Genomic DNA, 21,621 nt, shown 5'->3' with positions numbered 1-21,621 from the left:
CCCGAGACCCGCAAGGACTCCGCCGTCCACGTTTCTCTTTCTTCATCTTCACTTGTCAAACAGCCCGCACTTGTTAGTTCGCGAACTAAGTCGCTCCGAACTAATTAGCGCACCTTCTTCGGTCTCTTTCGCCGTCGAAGTCTCCGTTGCCGGGGCGCTTCAAATAGCTGATTTTCCGAGACCGTCAAGAGCTTTTCTGAAGAAAAACTCAAGAGCCAGTCGGAAGAAGAAACATCAAGGAAAACAACGTCGGTCCCGAAAGTCGGGGGCCTCAGTCATCAGTGATGTCCGGCTGGCGTGGTGGTGAGATAGTGCGATGCCGCAGCCCGCGCAAGAACTTTTTGCGACGGCTGTGAAGAAATGTGGACAGCGCGGTCGCACGCCGCTCTGCGCGCTGTCACACGCGGTTTCCGTTCCATTTTGGAACGGAACGCGCGCGCAAGCTCAGAAATTGCTCGCCTTCGATTGCACCAGCGCACGATAGGAGTGCGGCATGCGCATGCAGACGAGATCTTTGCGCCGGACGACGTTGGTCGGATAGACGCTGTCGAGATTGCTGGTGTCGATCTCGAGCGTCGCGATCCCTTCCCCGCCTGCGACGATCGCCTCGCGGCGCGGAAACGCAAATGTATCCGGACCGAACACGCCGCTGAGCCCGCGATACGCGTTCGCGGCGTCGCACACATTCGCGAATGCGAAGTAGGCGTTGTTCTCGCCACCGCGAACCCGGAAGTGATGCCAGTGATGCGGATCGGCCCCGGTCGGGATCGGCGCCGGCTGCCCCACCTCGGTCCCCACATGCGCCGCACTGAAGGTGCCCTTCACTGCCGAAGGACACACGATCAGATCGCAGCCGCGCAATGCAAGCACCCGGCCTGCTTCCGGAAACGCCGCGTCATGGCCGATCAGGATGCCGATCCGCCCCATTGGCGTATCGACCACCGTCCATTGATCTCCCGCCGTGGCCCAGCTGCGCTCGGCCGTGGTCAGGTGCGTCTTGCGGTAGGTGCTGATTTTACCGTCGGGGGTCACCAGGACGGCTGAATTATAGATGGTGTTCCCGTCTCGTTCTGCAAGGCCGCAGACCAGCGTGAGCCCCTGCTCCGCCGCGATCTGGGTCAGCGCCCCCGTGATGCGGCCGGGGACCCGCTCCGCCGCTTCGGCCGGGTTGGTCAGCCCCGTTGCCGCCAGTTCCGGGAACACCAGGAGCTCGGAGCCCTCCCCCTTCGCCACAGCCGCGAGCTCGGCAATGCGGGCGAGATTGGCGGCGACGTCAGAGGTCGGTGCGAACTGCGCGACGCTGACGCGCGAGCGTTTGCCCACCGGCCACGGCTGACGGCCGTAGAGGCCGAAGAAGTCGCGCGGGTTCCAGCTGTAGGTATTGGTGAGCAGCTCCGGGTACAGTTCCGGCCGGCGCTGCGCGAACACCGGCTCGCCGAGTACGCGGCGTGCCCGGGCCCATGCGAGATCGATCTCGGCAAAGGCGACACCATCGCCCTTGTCGATCACAGCCGGCAGGCTGCCATCGGGCGCTATGACGCAGCTGCCGCCGGAGAATTGCACCGTGCGCTCCAGTCCCCAGCGGTTGCTCTCGATGACGTAGCAGGAGTTCTCGAAGGCGCGGCTGATCCAGTACGGCGCCGGCGTCCGCTCGGCGAGCCAGTTCGAGATGTGGCAGATGATGTCGGCGCCGCCGAGCGCCATCAGCCGCGCCGTCTCGACGAAATGGATGTCCATGCAGATCAAGAGCGCGATGCGGCCGATCGGCGTCTCGAACACCTGGTTGTGCAGGTCGCCGGCCGCCGCCCATTTCGGCTCGGAGATGTAGGGGTGCGTCTTGCGGTGCCGGCCGATCACGCCGTCGGGGCCGATCAGCACCGCGCTGTTGTAGTAGATGTCGTCGTCATCGACCTCGGGCATGCCGATGACGATGTAACAATCATGCCGCCTGGTCAGCGCCGCGAAGCGGTGCGTGGTCGAGCCCGGCACTTTCTCGACGTAGGGCGCCACCTCTGCGCGGTCGTACCAGCAATAACCGGTCGTGCCCATCTCCGGCGTGACGATCAGCTTCGCGCCCGACGACGCCGCCTGCTCGCAGAGTGCAAGCAGGCTTTCGATATTGCGCTCCTTCTCGGCGAGAACAGGCTCGAACTGGACGGTCGCGACCTTGACTTCCAACGTCATCGTCTGCGGCCTCAGACCAGGAAATGCTTCTTGATGGAGGCGCCGAGCGTGTATTTCGGATCGACCATGTTGCCGAGCCGGACGCGGCCGGCCTGCGTCAGCAGCATGTAGGCGTCGATCTCCTCGAAACCGTAGTCGGCCGCCATCCAGCGGCACAGCTCCCGATAGGCGATGCGTGCCGCGTCCTCCATCGGCCTGGCAGAGCCGATGGTCATGATGAAGTCCTTCGTCTCCAGCCGCGGCCAGGCGATGTGCCAGCCCTTGATCAGGTCGACCTGCACGGTCGTGACCGTCGGATGCTCGATCGCGACGCCGCACAGTTCGCCGTCGCCCTGCGCAGCGTGGCAGTCGCCGAGATAGAGCAGCGCCCCCTTGGTATTCACCGGCAGATAGATGATCGCGCCGGTGCCGACATCCGGCAGGTCCATGTTGCCGCCGTAGTAGTCGGGCACGAGCGAGGAGATCGCCTCGATTTCCGGCGAGGTGCCGATGGTGCCGATGAACGGCTCATAGGGCAGCGTGATCTTGTCGTTCCACACCGTGCCCTTCTCCGCTGTGATCTCCAGCTTCTTGACCCGCTCGGGCAGCGCCGGATTCAGCAGCGCCGTATTCCCGGTTCCGACCAGCCCTCCGAACTCCGGCATGATCACGGTGGTGCCGCGCGGCTGCGGCCCGCGCGGGACGATGCTCTCGATGTACACCGCGAGCGTATCGCCCTTCTCGGCGCCGTTGACGTAGATCGGTCCGTTCTGCGGGTTGAGGAACGGGAAGTTCAGGATCTTCGACGGGCTGTCGGTCTCATGCTTGATCGCACCCTCGAACGCGTCATGCGTTTCGGCCGAGACGACGGCGCCGGGGTCGATGATCAGCACCGGATCGACATAGGGGCCGTAGACGTAGTGATACTTGCCCTGGTCCTGTTCGGTGATGAGATGGTGCGCGCCGCGCACGCCCTTGGCCACGCCCTTGCGGGCCATGATCGATTCCGACTGCCAGGCCATGCTCGTTCTCCTTGTGCTCGTTTCAAGTTTCTTCAGACTGCGAGGTGGCGGCGCATCTCGGCGGCGTCGTCGAGCGCCTCGCGCGCGATAGCAGCGGTGATGCGGCCCTTGTCCATGACATAGGCGCGCTGCGCCATGGCGCGGATCATGTCGAGATTCTGCTCGACGAGGATGATGGTGACCCCGGTCCGGCGGTTGAGCTCGACCATGTTGCGGGCGATGTCCTGGACGATGTTCGGCTGGATGCCCTCCGAGGGCTCGTCGAGCAGGATCAGATTGGGATCCGCGATCAGCACGCGGCCGATCGCGAGCTGCTGCTGCTGGCCGCCGGACATCGTGCCGGCGCGCTGACTCCAGCGCTCCTGCAGGATGGGAAACGCGCCGATGACGCGCTGCTTCCCCTCTTCCGGAATGCCGCCGCCCTTGATCGCCGCGCCCACCGCGATGTTCTCGCCGACCGTCAGCCGCGGAAACACGTCGCGGCCCTGCGGCACATAGCCCATGCCGAGCCGCGCCCGCTTGTGCGCCGGCAGATGCTCGACGGCCTCGCCGCGATAGACGATCGAGCCGGACATAGCTGGCACAAGTCCGATCAGACTCTTCATCAGGGTCGACTTGCCGACGCCGTTGCGGCCGATCACCGCGACGATTTCGCCTTCGCGGACCTCGATCTCCAGCCCCTGCAGCACCGGCTTGCCGCCATAGCCGGCGCGAAGCCCGACGGTGGTGAGGATGACTTCCTTACGCATGCGCCTGCCCCAGATAGATCGCCGCGACGCGCTCGTCGGCCACGATCTCGTCGATCGAGCCCTGCGCGAACACCTGGCCGAGATGCAGCACGGTGACGCGCTGCGCGACCTGGCGCACGAAGGCCATGTCGTGCTCGATGGCGAGCACGGTCATGCCGGCCGCGTTCAGCCGCCGCACCATCTCGCCGGTCATGTGCGTCTCCTCCGGCGACATGCCGGCGGTCGGCTCGTCGAGCAGCAGGAGCCGCGGCTTCAGCGCGATTGCCATGCCGATCTCCAGCCACTGCTTCTGGCCGTGGCTGAGATTGCCGGCGAGCTGCGCCTGCTCGGCTTCAAGGTTCAGAAAGGCGAGCAGCCGCTCGATCTCCTGGTCGAGCGCGGCCCCGTGCAGCCGGCTTTGCAGCGCGATTTCCAGGTTCTGCCGCACCGACAGACCCTTGAACACGCCGGGCACCTGAAACTTGACCGACAGCCCGCGGCGGATGCGCGCGAAGGATTTCAGCGTCGTGATGTCCTCGCCGGCAAAATAGATCTGGCCGCTGCCGGGATGATGCTCGCCGAGGATCAGCCGGAACAAGGTGCTCTTGCCGGCACCGTTCGGCCCGATCAGGCAGTGGATCTCGCCCTGCTCCAGCACGAGATTGACGGAATTCGTCACGTGCAGACCGCCGAAATGCTTGTTGACGTCGCGCAATTGCAGCAGCGCCATCACGCCGCCTCCGATTTGCGCCGCGTGACGAGCTTCGTGATCCAGTTGATCACGCCGAGCACGAGGCCGTTCGGCGCGATCAGCACGGTCAGCACCAGCAGCACGCCCATGAACACCAGCGCATATTGGCTGCCGTAGATCGTCAGCGCCTGGAAGCCGGAGAGCACCGCCAAGGTACCGATGATGGTGGCCGTCAGATCGCTGCGGCCGCCGACGGCGACCCAGATCAGCGGCAGCGACGCCGCCGTCATGCCCATGCTGGACGGCGTGATGTACTGGCCCCACACCGTGTAGAGCACGCCGGAGAGGCCGGCGAGCGCAGCGCCAATCACGAATGTGATGAGCTGATATTTGCGGATGTCGTAGCCCAGCATCTCCGCACGCTCGGGGTTCTCCCGGATGGCGACGATGACGTTGCCGAAGGCGGAGTTCATCAGGATGCGCAAGCCGAGATAGACCAGCACGAGCATCGCGAGCACGACATAGTAGAGCCCGACATCGGCGAACAGCACGATCGGGCCGCCGAACCAGGGAATGGTCAGCGGCGGCATCGCGCTCATGCCGTTGAACCCGTTCAGCCGGGCCGCACCGATGCGCCATTCGGGTCCGGCCGTCTGCGCCATGAAGCGCTCGAGCATCAGGGTCACCGCAAGCGTGACGATGCCGAGGAACACGCCGGCGATGCGGCCGAAGAACATGAAGTAGCCGAGCAGCGCTGCCACCAGCGCCGCCATGCCGACCGCGAGCAGCAGCGCGATCCAGGTGAAGCCGTAAGCCGCGCCGAAATTGATGGTGAGAATGCCGTAGCCATAGCCGGCGATGCCGAAGAACGCGGTCTGGCCGAACGACAGCGAGCCGCCATAGCCCCAGATCAGGCTGAGGCTGAGCGCGATGAACACCCAGACGAAGAAGTAGACGGTGTTGCCCACGGTGTAGCCGTCGCTGAACAGCGGATAGGCCAGCGCGCCGGCCAGCACGAGTGCGAACAACGCCCAGAACGCTGGGCCGCGGCCGAGCGTCTGCGGTCCTTCGAGCCGGCGGAACAGGGATAGAAATCCAGCCATGGCGCCGCTCCTCAGGTCCGCTCGCGCAGCACGAAGCCGGAGATGCCCTTCGGCAGAACCCGGACGACGATGATGACGGCAATCAGGAGCCCGATCTGGCCGAACAACTGTCCCTGCCAGGAGGTCATCCCGGATTTCACGATGGCAAGGAGGCCGCCGGCCGGCGCGGTGCCGAGGAACACATCGGCGCCGCCGATCACCACGGTGACGAACGCCTCCATGATGAAGGTCGCGCCCATCGTGGGCACCAAGGTCATGGTCGGCGCATAGAGCCCGCCGGCAAGGCCTGCGAGCCCCGCGCCGCAGGCGAAGGTGAGACTGTAGATCAGCCTTGTGTCGACGCCGAGCGCGGCCGCCATGTGCGGCACCTGGATGGTGGCGCGCGCGAGCACGCCGAACCGGGTCCAGTTGAACAGCGCGTACAGCGCAGCCAGCACGGCGAGCGCGGCCACGAACAGCACGATGCGGTAGATCGAATAGGAATAGGCGCCGACCTGAAAACTGCCGAACGGCGTGCCGACGCCGGCCATGGTCGAGCCGACCAGGATCAAGGTGCCTTGCGTCGCGATCAGGCTGAGGCCCCAGGTGGCGACGATGGTGTCGAGCGGCCGCTCGTAGAGATGGCGGATCACCAGCAGTTCGACGAGCACGCCGACGAAGGCTGAGGCGAGCGTGCCGCAGAGAATGCCGAGCGGCAGCGGCAGGCCGGCGTGCACCGTCGCCGCCGTGACATAGGCGCCGCACATGATGAACTCGCCATGGGCGAGATTGATCACGCCCATCATGCCGAAGATCACCGCAAGCCCGCAGGCCGACAGCACCAGGAAGGCGAATGCGTCACCGAACTGGTAGAGCGCAGAGAATGCCAGGGTTGCGATATCCATGTCTTCGATCGATGTGGGGTTCGAATGGGCGAGGTGATGAGACAGCGGGCCGCTCCGGCGTGAGGGGACGCCGGAGCGGCCGCGTCCGCCGATCAGGGCTTCGGCGGCGGATTCGACGGCGTGTATTGCGCCATCGGATCCTTCTTGGTCAGGTCGCAGCCGGCCTCACCCAACCAATACGGCTTGATGTCCTCCCAGACCTTCGGGAAGGAGATCGAGTGGTCGGCGCCGACCTTGGCGAGATAGATGGTGTGCGACATGTGCTGGCTCTTGGGGTCGATGCAGACCTTGCCTTCCGGCGCATCCATGCAGACATCGCCCATCGCGATCACCTTGCGGATCTCGTCGCGGTTGGTCGACTTCGCCCGCTCCACCATCTGCTTGTAGAGATAGAGCGCGAGGTAGGAGTTCTCGGCCTCCTGGTTCACATAGGGCTCGTTGGGGAACTTGGCCTTGAACTTGGCCAGGAACGCCTTGCTCTTCGGGGTATCGATTTCCTCGATGTAGTTGGTGGTGACGTACATGTCCTTGAGGCTCGGCGGCTTGAAGCGCTTGTGCTCATAGCCCTGGCCGACGTTGACGGACGATGCCATCGGCAGATTGACGTTGGCGGACGCCGCCTGCTCGTAATAGGACGCCTGGGCGGTGCCGACCAGCAGGGTCACCACGAAGTCGGGCTTGGCCTTCTGGATGTTCTGGATGCTCTGCGAGAACTGCGACACGCCGAGCGGGATGAACTCCTCCCCAGCCATCTCGCCGCCGTTCTCCTTGACGATCTTGCGCACCCATTCGGCCGAGATCTGGCCGAAATTGTAGTCGGCGGCGAGCGTGTAGACCTTCTTGCCGTAGGTCTGCATCATGTAGGGGATCAAGGTCGAGAACTGCTGCTCCGGCACCGCGCCGGTCACCACCATGTGGCCGTCGCAGACGCCGCCTTCATACTGGTTGTTGTAGAAGGCGAAGCCGTTGAACTGGTCGACGATCGGCCGGTAAGCCTCGCGCGAGGCCGAGGAGAAGCCGGCGAACACGACGTCGACCTTGTCCCGCTGCAGCACGCGGCGCATGAACTCCTGATAGCGGGTGTTGTCCGACTGGGTGTCGTAGGTCACGAGCTCCAGCGGACGGCCCATGATGCCGCCGGCCTTGTTGATCTCCTCGGCCGCCAACTGGATGGCGTGCACCTTGCCGATCGTGGCGGCGGCGAAGTCGCCGGACTGATCTTCCAGCACGCCGAGCTTGATCGGGTTTTCCGCAGCAAATGCGCCTGACGCGAAGACAAGCGTCCCCGTGAGGGCTGCGGCACGCAGCCCCCGCATTCCAGATCTGGTCATGTGATGCTCCTACATCGCTTGCTTGTTGCCGCCTCGCAGCGTGACGCTGCTCGTGCGGTCCGGCGTATCGGGCGGCATCGCCCGTCTCTTCAGGAACTCCTCGCAATAGAGCTCCAGACTTTGCCGCGCCCGCATGCTGTCGCGGCGAAGCGCGGAATAGGCATCGTCGTCGTTGAGACCGGCCTCCTGCATCAGGGACACGACCGCGCGGATCACGGCCCTCCGGCCGCGCCTGCGGCTTTCCAGATCCTGCAGCTTCTCGTACATGTCGGTGCGCAGCAGGAACTGGTTGATGCCGAGGAACAGTGCGGTGTAGACGGCGCCGCCGTGCACCGGCTTGCGCAGGAACGAGGTCGCGCCGAGATTGACCAGCGCCTTGAGCCGGCTCGGCGCCTCGACGCCGACGAGGCCGATCACCGGCACCGGCGGCAGCTTCGAGGCCGGATTGACTTCCAGCGCGAGCGCGCCTTCGAGGTCGCCGTCGATGAAGAGGATGTCGCGCTCGGGCTGCAAGGCGCTGACGTCGAGCTGCGCGCGGCCGTCGATGATCTCGGGGTAGTCGCAGGCGACGCCGAGCTTGGCGAGCGTCGTCTCCAGGGTCGTCTCCCACCCTGCCCGCCGGGTGATCACCAGCGCGCGGCCACCCTTGAAGTTCTGCAGCAATCGGAAGGTCATGACTTCACCATTCGGAGCAGCGGTGGACGCATGGATGTCGCAAAGCGCGGCGACGACTGCACGAGGTACGGATCGGGCGCGATCGGCTGCCGCGCTTCCAGCAGCAGCTCGAACTGGCCGTCGGTCGAGGAGCGGCCGATCCGCGGCGTCAGCCAGGCGTGATAGGTCTGCGGATCGATCCGCACCTCGCCTTGTGGCGCGAGCAGACGCTGGTTGGCGACGGCGCAGCGCACCAGCCGCGACTCGTCACTGCCGGCCTGCGCCAAGGTGGCGGCGAGCAGCTTGACGGCGATGTAGGAGGCTTCGGCATCCGCGGAGACCACCGGGCCATCGGGGAATGCGGCCGTATAAGACTGCAGGAAGGCCGAGTTCTCCGGCGAGCTCAGCGACGAGAAGTACACGCTCGACGACAGGTGTCCATCGACGGCCTCTTCGCCGATTTCCTTCAGCTCCGGCTCGGACAGCGTGCAGCTCGCGACTGGAATCTCCTTCGCCTGGTCGATGCCTTGGGCGCGGCAGGCGGCACGGAAGGCCCGGAAGAAGGCGTAGGCGCTGGTGCCGATCAGGTTGTTGAACACGACGTCCGGCCGCTGATCGAGAATCGCCGCGATCACCTGGTCGAACTCGGTATCTCCCACGGTCAGATAGCGCTCGGCCAGCACCGTGCCGCCGCGCGCGCTGAGCGCCTCGCGGAAGATGCGGTTGTTCTCCCAGGCCCAGATGTAGTTCGAGCCGACGCAGAAGGCGCGCGCGCCCACGCGCGAGGCCAGATAGTCGACCAGCGGCAGCACATGCTGGTTCGGCGCCGCACCGGTGTAGATGACGTTGTCCGAGCTCTCGAAGCCTTCGTAATGCGACGGATACCAGAGCAGCCCGTCGAACTTCTCGAAGCAGGGAATCACCTCCTTGCGGCTCGACGAGGTGTAGCAGCCGACGACCTGGCGGATGCCGGAGCTCAGGAGCTCGCGCGCCAGCGCGCGGTACTGCGCGAGATCGCCGGACGGGTTGACCACGACCGGCTCCAGCGTGATCGGCCCATCCGCGGCGTTGACCTCTGCGAGCGCGAGCTGCGCTCCGTTCAGCATCGAGCGCGCGACGACGCTGTACGAGCCCGTCGTCGAGAACATCACCCCGATGCGAAACGTCGTCCGTGTCATCCCGCGTCCCAAAACAAAAAAGCGCCCGTCGGCTGTCAAGCCGAGGGCGCCCTCGCCACCAACCAAACACGCTTCGATCAGCGCGGCGTTGGAAATGGTTTGATCGTGCTCGCGTCCAATGGGCTGCTGTGCCCAACGCGTGGACATTACGGTCGCTTAGGACATCCATCCTGTCAAGCGCGTTGTTGCAGCGATGGCTGCATCAATTCGTGCCCGCTTGCAGTAAAAAGATGCAGCTGCGACGATGTTGCCTGTGACATCCGGCGTCGCCCTGCGCGGCCGGTCGTCGCGGGTCAGCGCGATCGCCTCGGAGTGCTGCGTGCTGGGGCGGTCAGGAAGCGGTCGAGCTCGACGATCGCTTCGGCCTCGCGGGCGCGGCGCAGCTGCCTGGCCTGCTCGATTCCGGGCGGCAGCCGTTTCGCCATATCGCGCGCCTCGCGCGCCGTCTGTTGCAACCGCTCGGCCAACGTCATCGTCTGCTTGACGCGCCGGCGCCGTTTCTTCTGAACTTCTACTTCCATGCGAGATCGGATCCGGTTTCGTCGATACGCATCACAACCTTAAATGAGGTCATGAACCGCGCATCAACATAAGTGAATCGGCGTCGAACCACGCCGTCAGCGCTCGCAGGGCGCGAGCGGATGGCGGCGCCGGGACAGTTGATGCTAGTCGCTGCGATGGCTCCATCACGTATCATTTGATATTCATCTCGGAGGTTTAACAGCCGCCGCTTCAGGAACCAATCAACAGGGTGTCCGGTTCAATCCAAGCCACGAAAGGGGGTCCCATGAAGAACAAGCAATTTGCCGCGCTGCCCTTTCGTATCGAGGCCACACAGCTCAGCATTCTGCTCATCACCACGCGGCGCAAGCAGCGATGGTCGGTGCCCAAGGGCTCGCCGATGCTGCGCAAGGGCCCGCATCGCGTCGCTGCCATCGAGGCCTATGAGGAGGCCGGCCTGCGCGGCAAGATCGGCCGCCAGTCGCTCGGCCAATTCAAGCACGCCAAGCGCAAGGGCAAGCGCAAGATCCTCTGCGACGTCGAGCTGTATCCGCTCAAGGTCAAGAAGCAGCATGGACGCTATCCCGAGCGCGGCCAACGCGAGCTGGTCTGGCTGCCCGCCGCGGAAGCCGCACGTCGCGTGCACCGGGCCAAGCTGCGCCGCCTGATCGAGAGCTTCGCCAGCCGGTACGCCAAGCGGCGCTGAGCGCAGCGATGCTGCGTGGAAGCAGGCGATCGTCCTGCCATCCCACTCCTTCCACGGCTCACGCGCGAGATTGGGCCGTACCAGAACGGTCTCGTCCCCAGATACGCCAGCATGTCGTTGCGGCATCGCAGCGGCTGATAGTCGCCTGTCGCGCCGCATGTGACCATGCGACACACCATCGATCCCCCGCATCGTCTGAAGGGTGCAAAGACGCCGGAGCGGCGGCGCCGCTCAGCGCTGCGCGAACTTGATGGTCGACACCGGCCACCGCCCGTCATGGCCGCTGATCGTGATACGCAGGCCATGCAGTTCGTCGAGATAGACCTGCTCCACGGTTCCCGCCTTGCCGTCGCTCAACGCCACGCACTTCCCGATCAGCTCCGTCTGGGCGTGCTCGAACTCGTACAAGATGGTGAAGGCTCGCGTCTTGACGGCAACCATGAGGGAACGATGTGTGGCTGATGGGAGCCGCTACGCTGCGGAGGCAGGCCGGCGCTGGCCGGTAGATCGGCACGTCCTCATCCCGGGTCAACCGCCCATCAAGCGATCGTGCACGCCGCACCAACGACGCACACGAGCCGTTCAACGACACTCGAAATTCGCCGCATCCTCCAGACTGCCGCTGCCCTTGTAGGTGGAAACCTTCGGGAACGCACAGAGATCGCGCGTGCGGCCCGGCCACGGCACATCGGGGGCGCGCCGCGCCGTGGCGCGGATCGTCGCCGGAGCGGCCGCCCTGCCCTCCACCCAATTATCCAGCGCGATCAGGAGATCGAACTGGTCGGTCGCAGGTCCGCCACCGCAATGGTTCATGCCGGGAACCAGGAACAGCCGCGCGAAGCCGTCCGCGTCAGTGTATTTCTTCTTCAGCTGCTCGACATAGTCGACCGTATCCAGCGCGGAGAAGATCGGGTCGGCAACGCCGTGATAGAACAGCATCTTGCCGCCCTTGCCTTTGAACGTATCGAGGTCAGTGGAGGTCGCGGCTTCATATTCCATGCCGGCGTCGAAGCCGCCGGCGCCCTTCATGACCTTGGGCGCGTCGCGGTCGATGTCGAAATTGCGCACCCAGGCGACGAGATCAGCCGGCGTCTCCGGCGGGCTCATGAAATCATAGGGCACGCCACCGGCGATCAGCGTGAGATTGCGCGCATTCGGCGGGCTGGCCTTGGGCGTGCCGAGCTTCCAGGCTCGCCAGCCCGGCGCGGCGAGGCCGGGGTCGTAGGGCCAGCGGGAATAGATCAGCCCGCCCATCGCGTTGCGGCTGCCGTCGAACATCAGCTTGACGGCTTTCAGCTTGGGAGCGGGCAGGCATTGCGCGCTCTCGCCGTCCTTGCAGGCGAGCACGGCCGCGTCGAAGCGGCAGGCCATAACGTCCTGCACCATGCCGTCCTTGGCGCCATCGGTGCCGTCGCACGCCGCGGTCACACCGTCGGCGACCAGCTTCAGATCGTCATCCGTCAGCGCGCTGCCGACATCGGCCTTGCCGTCGGGGCCGGGCGGCGCGATCGCGAGCAGCGCCTGCTCCTGCACGATCACGTCGATGCCGGCCAGCGGCACGCGGTAGGCGGGCGCGCCGGCGATGACGCCGTCGAACAGCTCGGGAAAGCGCTGTGTCACCATCATCGCCTGGCGACCGCCATTGGAGCAGCCGGCGAAATAGGAGCGGCGCGGCGCGTTGCCATAGAGCTTCTCGCTCGCCGCCTTGGCTGCAGCGGCGACCGGCGGGATCGAGCCATAGCCCTTGTCGCGCCGCGCCTGCGGATCGAGCCCGAACTGATACGGACCGAGCGGACCGGGCTCCTCGAGATGACCGGAGTCGGTCGAGGCCACCGCATAGCCGTTGGACAGGCCGTTCGGCGGGGTCGCGCCGGTGACCAGGCCGAGCGCCGGCCGCAGCACGCCATCGACGCCGCCGCCGCCCTGGAAGACGAACTTGCCATTCCACGTCGCGGGCAATCGCAGCTCGTAGCCGATAGCGTAGGGCTTGCCATCGATGCCGGTGCGCTCGTTGATCTTGCCGCGGATCAGGCAATGATCCGGTGCGGGACTCGTGACGCCCGCAGGCGCCGGCGGCGCCAGCTGCACGCCGCCGGCGGCGACGAACTCCGCCGTGACGATGCGACCGCTGCCGGAAAAGCCTTGCGCCAGCGCGGCGCAGCCCGCCTTGAAATCCTCGGCATGCGCCGATGGAATTGCCGCGCGCGTCAGCACCACAGCGGCCAGCGCCATCGTCCGGATCTGCATCAGTCTCGTCCTCCCCGCACGCGGGCTCATGCCCGCCTCGCGCCGTCATTGCATCGCAGCGCGCCTTGATCACCTCGAGACCATAGCCATGCCTGCGCGGCTCGCAAGCGGCCGTGAGCATGGACGCAATTGAAAATCACTGCGGAAGCGTGCCATCTGGACGGCGATGAAGCGTCGAGGGACATCATGGCTGCGGACATCCGGTTGAATGCGTTTGCGATGAACTGCGTTGGCCACCAGTCGCCCGGCCTGTGGCGGCATCCGCGCGACCGCTCCTCCGCATACAACCGCCTGCCCTATTGGCTCGACCTCGCAAAGACCCTGGAGCGCGGCCGCTTCGATGGGCTGTTCCTCGCCGACGTGCTCGGCGTCTACGACGTCTATGGCGGCAATCCGGACGCCGCGCTGCGCCACGCCATCCAGGTGCCGGTGAACGATCCGATGATGCTGATCTCGGCGATGGCCGCCGTCACCGAGCATCTCGGCTTCGGCGTGACCTGCACGCTGTCCTACGAGCCGCCCTATCCGTTCGCGCGGCGCATGTCGACGCTCGATCATCTGACCGAGGGCCGCATCGGCTGGAACATCGTCACCGGCTATCTCGACAGCGCTGCGCGCGGCATGGGCAAGGAGCGCCAGACCGCACATGACGATCGCTACGACGTCGCCGACGAGTACATGGAGGTCGTCTACAAGCTCTGGGAAGGCAGCTGGGAGGACGACGCCGTCAAGCGCGACCGCGCCAGCGGCATCTTCACCGACCCATCCAAGGTCCACCGCGTCAGCCACCAGGGCGAAAACTACCAGATCGACGCGATCCATCTCTGCGAGCCGTCGCCGCAGCGAACGCCGGTGCTGTACCAGGCCGGCACCTCGCCGCGCGGCCGCGTGTTCGCAGGCCGGCATGCCGAATGCGTGTTCATGTCCGGTCCTTCGGCCAAGATCATCGCGCCGCGCGTCGCCGCCATCCGCCAGGCCGCAGTCGAGGCCGGCCGCGCGGCCAGCGACATCGTGATCTTCAGCATCGCCACCGTCGTGCTCGGCGAAACGGATGCGGCAGCGGAAGCGAAGTTCGCGGACTATCGCCGCTACATCGACCACGAGGCCTCGCTGACGCTGATGTCGGGCTGGACCGGTGTCGACTTCTCGACCTACGACCTCGACCAGCAGGTCCGCCACGTGCTCAACGACGCCGGCCGCAGCGCGATGGACAATGTCACGCGCGCCGATCCCGACCGTGTCTGGACCGTGCGCGAAGTTGCCGAGCATGTCGGCATCGGCGGCATCGGCCCGGTGTTCGTCGGCTCGCCGGCGAAGGTCGCCGATCTCATCGAGAGCTGGGTCGAGCAGACCGGCGTCGACGGCCTTAACCTGGCGTTCGCGCTGTCGCCGGAGAGCTTTGCCGACGTCGCCGACATGCTGGTGCCGGAGCTGACGAAGCGCGGCCGCTACAAGCAGGCCTATCAGCCGGGCACGTTGCGCGAAAAGATGTTCGGCCGCGCGAGGCTCGCGGCACCGCATCCGGCGGCCGGCTATCGACCCTGAGCCGGGCGCCCGCCGCCGCTCATCCCGATAGCCTCTGCAGCAGCTGGGCCACCGCCGCCGCGATCGGCTTGATGATCGGCACCGCGAATTGCGGCTGAAGCTGATCGGCGGCCTGCGCCAGCGGCCCGCCGCCGATGATCACGGCGTCTGCGCCATCCTCTGCGATACAGCCGCGCGTGGCCTCGGCAAGTGCCGACACAAGCCGCACCGGATCAGCAGCGAGCGCCGCCGGGTCGCCCGGCGTGAGACGCGTTCCCGTAAACTGCGCCGACAGACCCAGCCGGTCTGCCAGCGCCGCGATGCTCGCGACCAGCGCCGGCGTCACCGTGGCGACGCCGAAGCGCCGCCCACTTTGCCCGGCCTCGCGCATGGCGGCCTCGCCGATGCCGATCACCGGCAGTGAACAGGTTTGTCCGATCTCAGCAGCGCCGGGATCGCCGAACGCCGCAACGATGATGCCGTCGCAGGCATCGAGATGCCCGCGCGCCATCTCAACGACCTCTGCCGCCGAGGCCGCCAGCGCCTCGGCATCGACGATCATGGCCGGCGCCCGCGTCGCGGTTGCGCCGACCACCTCGGCACGGCCGGCACAGCAGGCCGCCGCAATCGACACCATCATTGCGGTGGTCGCAGCCGAGCTGTTCGGATTGATCAGGAGAATGCGAGGCATGCAGGCTGGGTCGCGCATGATGACGGGACTCTCCTCCTGACCAATCGCCGCCCGTCCGTCAACTCCCGGGCTCCGAACGTGGGTGCCGATCAGCGGGACCGAGGCCCGGTCCCGTAGCCCGCATGTCGCTGGCGCTCATGCGGGCTACGGGCATCGTGCGATCCGCATCGACAATTCGACCTCGTCGCCGAACGGCACCGAGAGATAGCCGTTCGCCGGCAAACGGACATGAGCGAGATACTCGGGACAATAATCGGCATTGTCAGCCACGATGAACGCGCCCGCGCTGAGCCGGCTCTCGAGCAGCGCGAGGATGTCGCCATACAGCGGCTTGGCGCCGTCGAGCAGCACCAGGTCGATCGTCTCCGGCAGATCGGCGCGCAGCGTCTGCAACGCATCACCCTGTCGAAACTCGACCAGGTCGGCCAGGCCGCCTTCGGCAAGGTTGGCGCGGGCCCGCGCAACCTTCGAGGCTTCGAACTCGGTGGTGATCAGCCGGCCGCCGCCATTGTCGCGCAACGCCGCGGCCAGGAACAGCGTCGAGATGCCGAACGAGGTGCCGAACTCGACGATCGATTTCGCGCCGAAGCTGCGCGCCAGCATGTAGAGCAGCGTGCCCGTGTCGCGCGACACCGGCAGCGGAAAATCCTTCAGCTGCGCGTAGAGCTCGACATGGCCGGACTTGCTGCGCATCAACTCTTCGCCGCGCTCAGCCATGCCGGCAAAGACCGGGCTGGTTTCCGGGCGCAGCCGCGCCGCCTCGGCCAGCAGGCGATCCAGCAGCGGCGCCGCGGGCGCGGTGGTGAGGGTGATCATGATCGTCTCCGTGTTTCGCGTGGGTGTTTGCCTCCCCGTCAAAATACGACTAATCATTCGCGTTCGCTAATCGCATTCCGGAACGTGTCATGGCGCCAGCTCGAAAAGCCTCGATTGCCGCGAGAAAACAGCCGCAACAGGCGCGCTCCGCGGATCTCGTCTCGGCGATTCTGCAGGCCGCTGTTCAGGTTTTGACGACCGAAGGCGCGCAGCGCTTCACCACCGCCCGCGTCGCCGAGAAGGCCGGCGTCAGCGTCGGCTCGCTGTATCAGTACTTCCCCAACAAGGCTGCGATCCTGTTCCGGCTGCAGAGCGACGAGTGGCGGCAGACCACCGCACTGCTCACCGGCATCCTGGAGGACACCAGCCGTCCACCGCTCGTGCGGCTGCGCGCGCTGGTCCACGCCTTCCTGCAATCGGAATGCGACGAGGCCGCGGTCCGCGGCGCACTCGACGACGCCGCTCCGCTGTATCGCGATGCGCCGGAATCGAAAGCCGCCCAGGCGAGCGGCCGCCGCGCCATGCAGGCCTTCATGCGCGAGGCACTGCCCGAGGCCAGTCCGCCCGAGCGTGCGCGCGCCACCGATTTGATCAAGACGACGCTCGCCCAAGTCGGCAAGCACTTCTCGGAGACGCCGCGCAGCCGCGCCGAGATATCGGCCTATGCCGACGCGATGGCGGACATGTTTTGCGCGTACCTCTCCACCGCAAACAAGCCTCCGAGGCGCAAGGCCCGGTAGTCCTGCAACCGGCGCGTCTCCGACACGCGCGGCTCGTCCCGGCATCTGTGCCTGATAAGCAGCATATGAGCGAGCCAATGTCCGCAAACACGCCGCGCCAGCAGGTCCTGGGTCGCAAAGTGGATTGCGGCATGACCCTGCGCCTCATATCAAATGAGAGAGGAGATGCGGCACCCTGCTTGCCGGGGCTCTGCGTGCGGTCACCTGCCAAGCAAGCCAAAGACCGATACCGAGAGACCGTCAGACCCGAAAGCCGCTTGGATCTGGCGGGATGATACGCCGGTGCGGCAGCACCGACATGCGCGCGGGGACGATGGACTAACTCGTCGCAATTGTCGCCGCGAGGCGCGTCTGGAGCGAGCAGGTTCAAATCTGGGGGAGACGTTTTTCACATGACGGATATCAGCCTTTCCGGTCAGCCGCTCTGGCAGCGCATTCTGCAGTTTCCGCTGACCCGCCTCATCGTCCTGGGAACTGCCCTGTTCTACTTCATGGGATGGGCTCAGGCTCGCCTTGAGCAATTCCACGATTCACCCGTGCTGAACGCGGTCATCCAGATCGTGCTGGGTGTTGCGGCGATCGGCGTGTACGTGGCCTATCAGACCTTCATCGACCGCCGCGAGGCGACCGAGCTTGCGACGCCCGGACTCGGCCGCGAATGGGCCATCGGCGCGCTGTGTGGCGCGGGACTCTACGCCGCGAGCGCAACAGTCCTGATGCTGCTCGGCATCTACAAGGTCGAGGGATTCAATCCCGTGCTGTTCCTGCTTCCCAACCTTTCGATGGCGATCAAGTCGGGCGTGTTCGAAGAGCTGCTGTTCCGCGGCGTCCTGTTCCGATCGGTCGAGGACATGTTCGGAAGCTGGGTCGGAATCCTGGTCTCATCCCTCGCGTTCGGGCTCCTTCATCTGACGAACCCGGGGGCGACGCTGGGCGGCGCCATCTACATCAGCATCGAGGCCGGGCTGCTGCTGTCCGCGGCCTATCTCGTCACCCGTCGCCTGTGGATCTGCATGGGCTTCCACATGGCCTGGAACTACTTCCAGTCGGCGGTCTTCTCCGGCGTCGTCTCCGGCGCCGTCAGCGATCCCGGCCTGCTGAAGGCCACTATCGAAGGACCGGAGTTGCTGACCGGCGGCGCGTTCGGGATGGAGCATTCGGTGGTCGCGCTGGTGGTCTGTACCACGGCCGGCGTGATCCTTCTGCTGCTCGCGATCCGCCGGGGACACCTGATGCCGCCGATGTGGCAACGGTGAGAGAGCGGCAAATTTCTGGAGCGAAGCGGCCTATCCCTGATAGCAGCGACGCTCCGTTTCGTGACCCAAATCGGATATCCGATCCCTTTCTTGGACCTGCAGCCGGAAATCGCTTACGCTCCGATTGAGCGTAGCATGGAGCCGGATTGGCAATGAAGCGGTGCGAGTTCATGGACACTCATTCAGGACAGTTAACTACGTCCGGTCGCCGAGGGCGGAGAGCTCCCATTCCCGCCATGCTGGCGATGACGGCTTCCCTCCTTGCATCTTCGGGGCAAGCGCAGGAGGACCGGCGGGCAGCAAACAAGGCTCCCGATTACGTCGCGACAAGAGAGTACAGCGGCCGCCCCACGCAACAGGAGACTCTACGCCATCACAATGGGTGGCTGCGCGTTGACCGACAAGACGAACGAAGAAGCTATTTCCAGGGCCCGGGACGCTTTGTCTCATTGACGCGGACGCCGGATGGCAACCGCTACGAGTCACTCCATGTCACACAAGCGGTTGGCGACGATAAGACGCGGCCGGAAAGCGTGAAGACTGAGAAGCTGCAGACTTTTCTTGGAGAGACCTGCACGATCTGGGACTTTGTTGGTCCCGCGGACCCCAAGGGACGAAGGAGCACGTCCTTCCGTGATTGCATCACGCACGACGGCATTCCGATCGCGCGTGGCTGGGCGGCCAAAGACGGCGCACTCATGGAGCCGCCGGATTGGCAGCTGACGAGTTTGAGACGCACGCCAGTCTCCGAGGAAGAGACCTCGCCGCCCGCAGATCTGTTTGATTGGAGGAACTTTACGGGTTTTGATGCGCAAACGCCCTCCTTGGACACCAAAACGCAACCGGATTTCGCCGCGAAAATGAATGGCAGGATCGACTCCTCCGGTGCAGGCGTCAGGTACAGGAAGCGACACTTTCCGTGGGTGAGAACAGACACGACATTCGCCAATGGTGAGCGGATCATCGAGATCGTCAACGAACGAACCCACGCCGCACTCACGTTTCGCGCCACGGTGCAAGGCGCGTTCGAGAGCCTGTGGATCGGCGAATATCAGCCAGGGCCCGAGTACGTGTGGAGCGGCGCCGGACGTGATGCGGAACAGAAGGACGTCGTCGTCGAACGCGGGATATTCCTGGGGGAATGGTGCAGGATCACGACGGACGCGAGGAGCGAGCGCAGACGCACTGAATGGCGCACGCACGACGGCATTATTCTGAAAGAGGAGGAAAGTGGCGGTCGCGTGGCCAATCCTGAAAACTGGACCGTGGTCGAGTGGCAGCGACGCCCGGTCGAGCTGTCCGAAGTCATGCCGCCGGCGGAGATTTTCGAGCGGGCCAAGTGGGGCCTGTCTCGCTAAGGCCGACACTGCCTGACCTTCGCGCCCCCGGAGGGTCCGCAGTTCGTGGGGCGGATGGACGGAGCGCAATCCGCCTATCCGGATTTCAGCATACGTGATGTCCTGACAAAAGCGGCGGATGACGCCTGCGGCTAATACTACTGCGTCAGAAGAGGACTTCAATCTCTCCACGTGTCGTTCCGGGGCGCCCGAAGGGCGAGCCCGGAACCCATACCCACAGGCAATAGTGTGAGGCAGGCTGGTCGTGGGCATTTTGCCGCCAAACTTCTGTATGTGGCTATGGATTCCGGGCTCGCCCTTCGGGCGCCCCGGAATGACGACGGATAACTGGCAGTGTTTCTGACGCAGTAGTATTAGCGGAGCGTAATCCGCCACTCTGGATTCAGTTGGCGGCATGCGTGATATCCCGACTACAAGGGCGGATTACGCCTTCGGCGACTCCGCCCTACGCGCTGGCCGCAGCAAACGCGGTCGCCGATGACTGCGCCCTCGCCCCTTGTGGGAGAGGGCATGTGTGGCCCATCCGCGCATGCGGTTGGGTGAGGGGTATGTCTCCGCGAGCCGAACTCTTGGAGACATACCCCTCACCCAACCGAGCTTGCCGCACTTTCCTGCATGCCCTCTCCCACAAGGGGCGAGGGCACTGCATTGCGCAGCGGTGGGGAGGCGACGGCATGACAAGCATTCCCGCACCCGCATGCGCGAACACCCGATAATCCCCAGCGATCTCAAGCTGATTTGCCCTGTCCAGTCCCGCGGCGAAAAATATTCCTATTTCTTTTTTACCGAAATCATGATCATATCTGCGCATCCCGCCCGATCGAGGGGCGCTGTCGCGAACGTCACGAAGCGTTGGGTGGGATGCGGTGGCCGGTTCTCGTCGCAGCGTGCATGATGCGCGCGGACGAACGAGGGGAGCCGGACGGCGAAGTCGCGTGGTCCTGATACTCCGACGCTAGTATCACGCGCTGATGCGCAAGCATCATGCGCTACGGTGGCCAGAAAGCCCGGCGCACCGGGGAGATCGCGTATAAGCCGTAAGCCCATCGCGCAGGGAAGGCCGGATGTCCGGCTGATCCTGTGGTGACCGCCGCGTGCTTTCCTTTTTGCACGCGGGCCATGGGTGTCAGTCGACGCCCGGCCTTCCCTGCGCCCTCTCTCGACGAGGGGGGACGAACGGCAGACACATCTCGGACGCTCCGGCGCCGCGAGCGCGCGAGCGGCTGACCGAGAAGCCGCCTGATCGTGGTGAACGTGGACACATCTGCGTTGGCGATCTGGACTCCGAAGGCGTCGTGAGCCACAGAGCGCCATGGAACCGCGCTCTACAGTGAAGTGGAGCCCGAGGCCCGATGACGAGCCTGAATGAAGGAGACCTCCCCGTGACTGCCCACCTTCCCCCGCCGACCGACCGCGCCACCGAGCATCCGGCGCATCGCCTCTTCGTCGACCGCTGGTCGCCGCGCGGCTTCACCGACGAGGCGCTGCCCGAGACCGAGCTCCTCACCTTCATCGAGGCGGCACGCTGGGCGCCTTCCTCCTACAATTCGCAGCCCTGGCGCTTCCTCTACGCGCTGCGCGGCTCCGCCGAGTTCGACACCTTCCTGGCGCCGCTGATCGAGTTCAACCGCGGCTGGGCGCAGCATGCCGCAGCGCTCGTCTATGTGCTGTCGAAGAAAACCTTCATCCCGGCCGGCAAGACCGAGCCGGCGCCGACGCGCACGCATTCCTTTGACGCTGGCGCCGCCTGGGCCAATTTCGCCAACCAGGCTTCGCTGTCCGGCTGGGCCACGCACGGCATGAGCGGCTTCGATGTCGCCGCCGCGCAGAAAGCGCTCGGCGTACCCGATGGCTTCGCCGTCGAGATCGCGATCGCGGTCGGCCGCAAGGGCGACGGCGAAAAGCTGCCGGCGATGCTCAAGGAGCGCGAGAAGCCGAGTCCGCGCCTCGCCATCGCCGAGATCGCCGCGCCCGGCCTGTTCCCGAAGCGTTTTGGCGGCTGAAGACCTGAGTGCCCAGGGGCGGCGT

20 protein-coding genes are annotated in these 21,621 nt (G+C 65.4%); 6 read left to right on the top strand and 14 right to left on the bottom strand.

The genetic code is table 11. From position 1 onward, the window contains the following. Positions 1-444 precede the first annotated feature (444 nt). The 10 genes from HL666_RS18275 to HL666_RS18230 form a co-directional block, all read right to left on the bottom strand. A complete protein-coding gene (locus HL666_RS18275; protein WP_172182792.1) occupies positions 445-2,184 on the bottom strand; it encodes a nitrilase-related carbon-nitrogen hydrolase in 1,740 nt (579 codons plus the stop codon). 11 nt (positions 2,185-2,195) lie between these two features. Beyond that, positions 2,196-3,185, bottom strand: a complete 990-nt coding sequence (locus tag HL666_RS18270) for an acetamidase/formamidase family protein (protein WP_172182790.1) — start codon at positions 3,183-3,185, stop codon at positions 2,196-2,198. A 32-nt stretch (positions 3,186-3,217) separates the two neighbouring features. Continuing rightward, positions 3,218-3,934, bottom strand: coding sequence for an ABC transporter ATP-binding protein (locus HL666_RS18265; protein WP_172182788.1), 717 nt, complete (start codon positions 3,932-3,934; stop codon positions 3,218-3,220). Further along, positions 3,927-4,643, bottom strand: a complete 717-nt coding sequence (locus HL666_RS18260) for an ABC transporter ATP-binding protein (protein WP_172182786.1) — start codon at positions 4,641-4,643, stop codon at positions 3,927-3,929. Before HL666_RS18260 ends, HL666_RS18265 begins: the two co-directional genes overlap by 8 nt. Continuing rightward, entirely contained in the window at positions 4,643-5,707 is a 1,065-nt protein-coding gene (locus HL666_RS18255) for a branched-chain amino acid ABC transporter permease (RefSeq protein ID WP_172114934.1), read from the bottom strand. Before HL666_RS18255 ends, HL666_RS18260 begins: the two co-directional genes overlap by 1 nt. 11 nt (positions 5,708-5,718) lie before the next feature. Continuing rightward, positions 5,719-6,591, bottom strand: coding sequence for an ABC transporter permease subunit (locus HL666_RS18250; protein WP_172114932.1), 873 nt, complete (start codon positions 6,589-6,591; stop codon positions 5,719-5,721). A 92-nt stretch (positions 6,592-6,683) separates the two neighbouring features. Beyond that, entirely contained in the window at positions 6,684-7,922 is a 1,239-nt protein-coding gene (locus HL666_RS18245) for an urea ABC transporter substrate-binding protein (protein ID WP_172114929.1), read from the bottom strand. 9 nt (positions 7,923-7,931) lie between these two features. Then, positions 7,932-8,597: an ANTAR domain-containing response regulator gene (locus HL666_RS18240; RefSeq protein ID WP_172114927.1), complete on the bottom strand. Its 666-nt coding sequence runs from the start codon at positions 8,595-8,597 to the stop codon at positions 7,932-7,934. Then, positions 8,594-9,754, bottom strand: coding sequence for a transporter substrate-binding domain-containing protein (locus HL666_RS18235; protein WP_172114924.1), 1,161 nt, complete (start codon positions 9,752-9,754; stop codon positions 8,594-8,596). Before HL666_RS18235 ends, HL666_RS18240 begins: the two co-directional genes overlap by 4 nt. A 293-nt stretch (positions 9,755-10,047) precedes the next feature. Beyond that, positions 10,048-10,275 (bottom strand): hypothetical protein, encoded by a 228-nt coding sequence (locus tag HL666_RS18230; protein WP_172114922.1) that lies wholly within the window; start codon positions 10,273-10,275, stop codon positions 10,048-10,050. Positions 10,276-10,541: 266 nt separating this feature from the next. Between HL666_RS18230 and HL666_RS18225 the strand changes: the two genes are divergently transcribed. Further along, positions 10,542-10,961: an NUDIX hydrolase gene (locus HL666_RS18225; RefSeq protein WP_172114920.1), complete on the top strand. Its 420-nt coding sequence runs from the start codon at positions 10,542-10,544 to the stop codon at positions 10,959-10,961. 231 nt (positions 10,962-11,192) lie between these two features. Here HL666_RS18225 and HL666_RS18220 read toward each other — a convergent pair whose 3' ends face one another. Together HL666_RS18220 and HL666_RS18215 are read right to left on the bottom strand one after the other, a co-directional pair. Then, positions 11,193-11,402, bottom strand: a complete 210-nt coding sequence (locus HL666_RS18220) for a PRC-barrel domain containing protein (protein ID WP_172114918.1) — start codon at positions 11,400-11,402, stop codon at positions 11,193-11,195. A gap of 141 nt (positions 11,403-11,543) precedes the next feature. Next, on the bottom strand, positions 11,544-13,208 hold the full coding sequence (locus HL666_RS18215) for a tannase/feruloyl esterase family alpha/beta hydrolase (protein ID WP_172182784.1): 1,665 nt from the start codon (positions 13,206-13,208) through the stop codon (positions 11,544-11,546). Between the two features lie 186 nt (positions 13,209-13,394). Between HL666_RS18215 and HL666_RS18210 the strand changes: the two genes are divergently transcribed. Beyond that, positions 13,395-14,753 (top strand): LLM class flavin-dependent oxidoreductase, encoded by a 1,359-nt coding sequence (locus tag HL666_RS18210; protein ID WP_172134626.1) that lies wholly within the window; start codon positions 13,395-13,397, stop codon positions 14,751-14,753. A 19-nt stretch (positions 14,754-14,772) separates the two neighbouring features. Here the strand turns inward: HL666_RS18210 and HL666_RS18205 are convergent, their stop codons facing one another. Further along, on the bottom strand, positions 14,773-15,423 hold the full coding sequence (locus HL666_RS18205) for an aspartate/glutamate racemase family protein (RefSeq protein WP_172114952.1): 651 nt from the start codon (positions 15,421-15,423) through the stop codon (positions 14,773-14,775). Between the two features lie 144 nt (positions 15,424-15,567). Next, complete coding sequence (locus HL666_RS18200; RefSeq protein ID WP_172182782.1) at positions 15,568-16,239, bottom strand: O-methyltransferase; 672 nt, start codon at positions 16,237-16,239, stop codon at positions 15,568-15,570. A gap of 89 nt (positions 16,240-16,328) precedes the next feature. On the opposite strand from HL666_RS18200, the gene HL666_RS18195 reads away from it, so the two are divergent. From HL666_RS18195 to HL666_RS18180, 4 genes are all read left to right on the top strand, one after another. Then, positions 16,329-16,979 carry a TetR/AcrR family transcriptional regulator gene (locus HL666_RS18195; protein WP_172114908.1) on the top strand — a complete coding sequence of 217 codons (651 nt, stop codon included), beginning with the start codon at positions 16,329-16,331 and terminating at the stop codon, positions 16,977-16,979. A gap of 392 nt (positions 16,980-17,371) precedes the next feature. Next, positions 17,372-18,235 (top strand): CPBP family intramembrane glutamic endopeptidase, encoded by an 864-nt coding sequence (locus HL666_RS18190; protein WP_172182780.1) that lies wholly within the window; start codon positions 17,372-17,374, stop codon positions 18,233-18,235. Positions 18,236-18,471: 236 nt separating this feature from the next. Beyond that, positions 18,472-19,593, top strand: a complete 1,122-nt coding sequence (locus tag HL666_RS18185) for a hypothetical protein (RefSeq protein ID WP_172182778.1) — start codon at positions 18,472-18,474, stop codon at positions 19,591-19,593. Positions 19,594-20,975: 1,382 nt separating this feature from the next. Next, a complete protein-coding gene (locus tag HL666_RS18180) occupies positions 20,976-21,596 on the top strand; it encodes a nitroreductase family protein (RefSeq protein ID WP_172114901.1) in 621 nt (206 codons plus the stop codon). Positions 21,597-21,621: the final 25 nt, after the last annotated feature.

It is taken from the genome of Bradyrhizobium aeschynomenes (assembly GCF_013178945.1).
In the GTDB taxonomy this organism is placed as follows: Bacteria; Pseudomonadota; Alphaproteobacteria; order Rhizobiales; family Xanthobacteraceae; genus Bradyrhizobium; species Bradyrhizobium aeschynomenes.
This window is presented reverse-complemented; position numbering and strand designations above follow the sequence as displayed.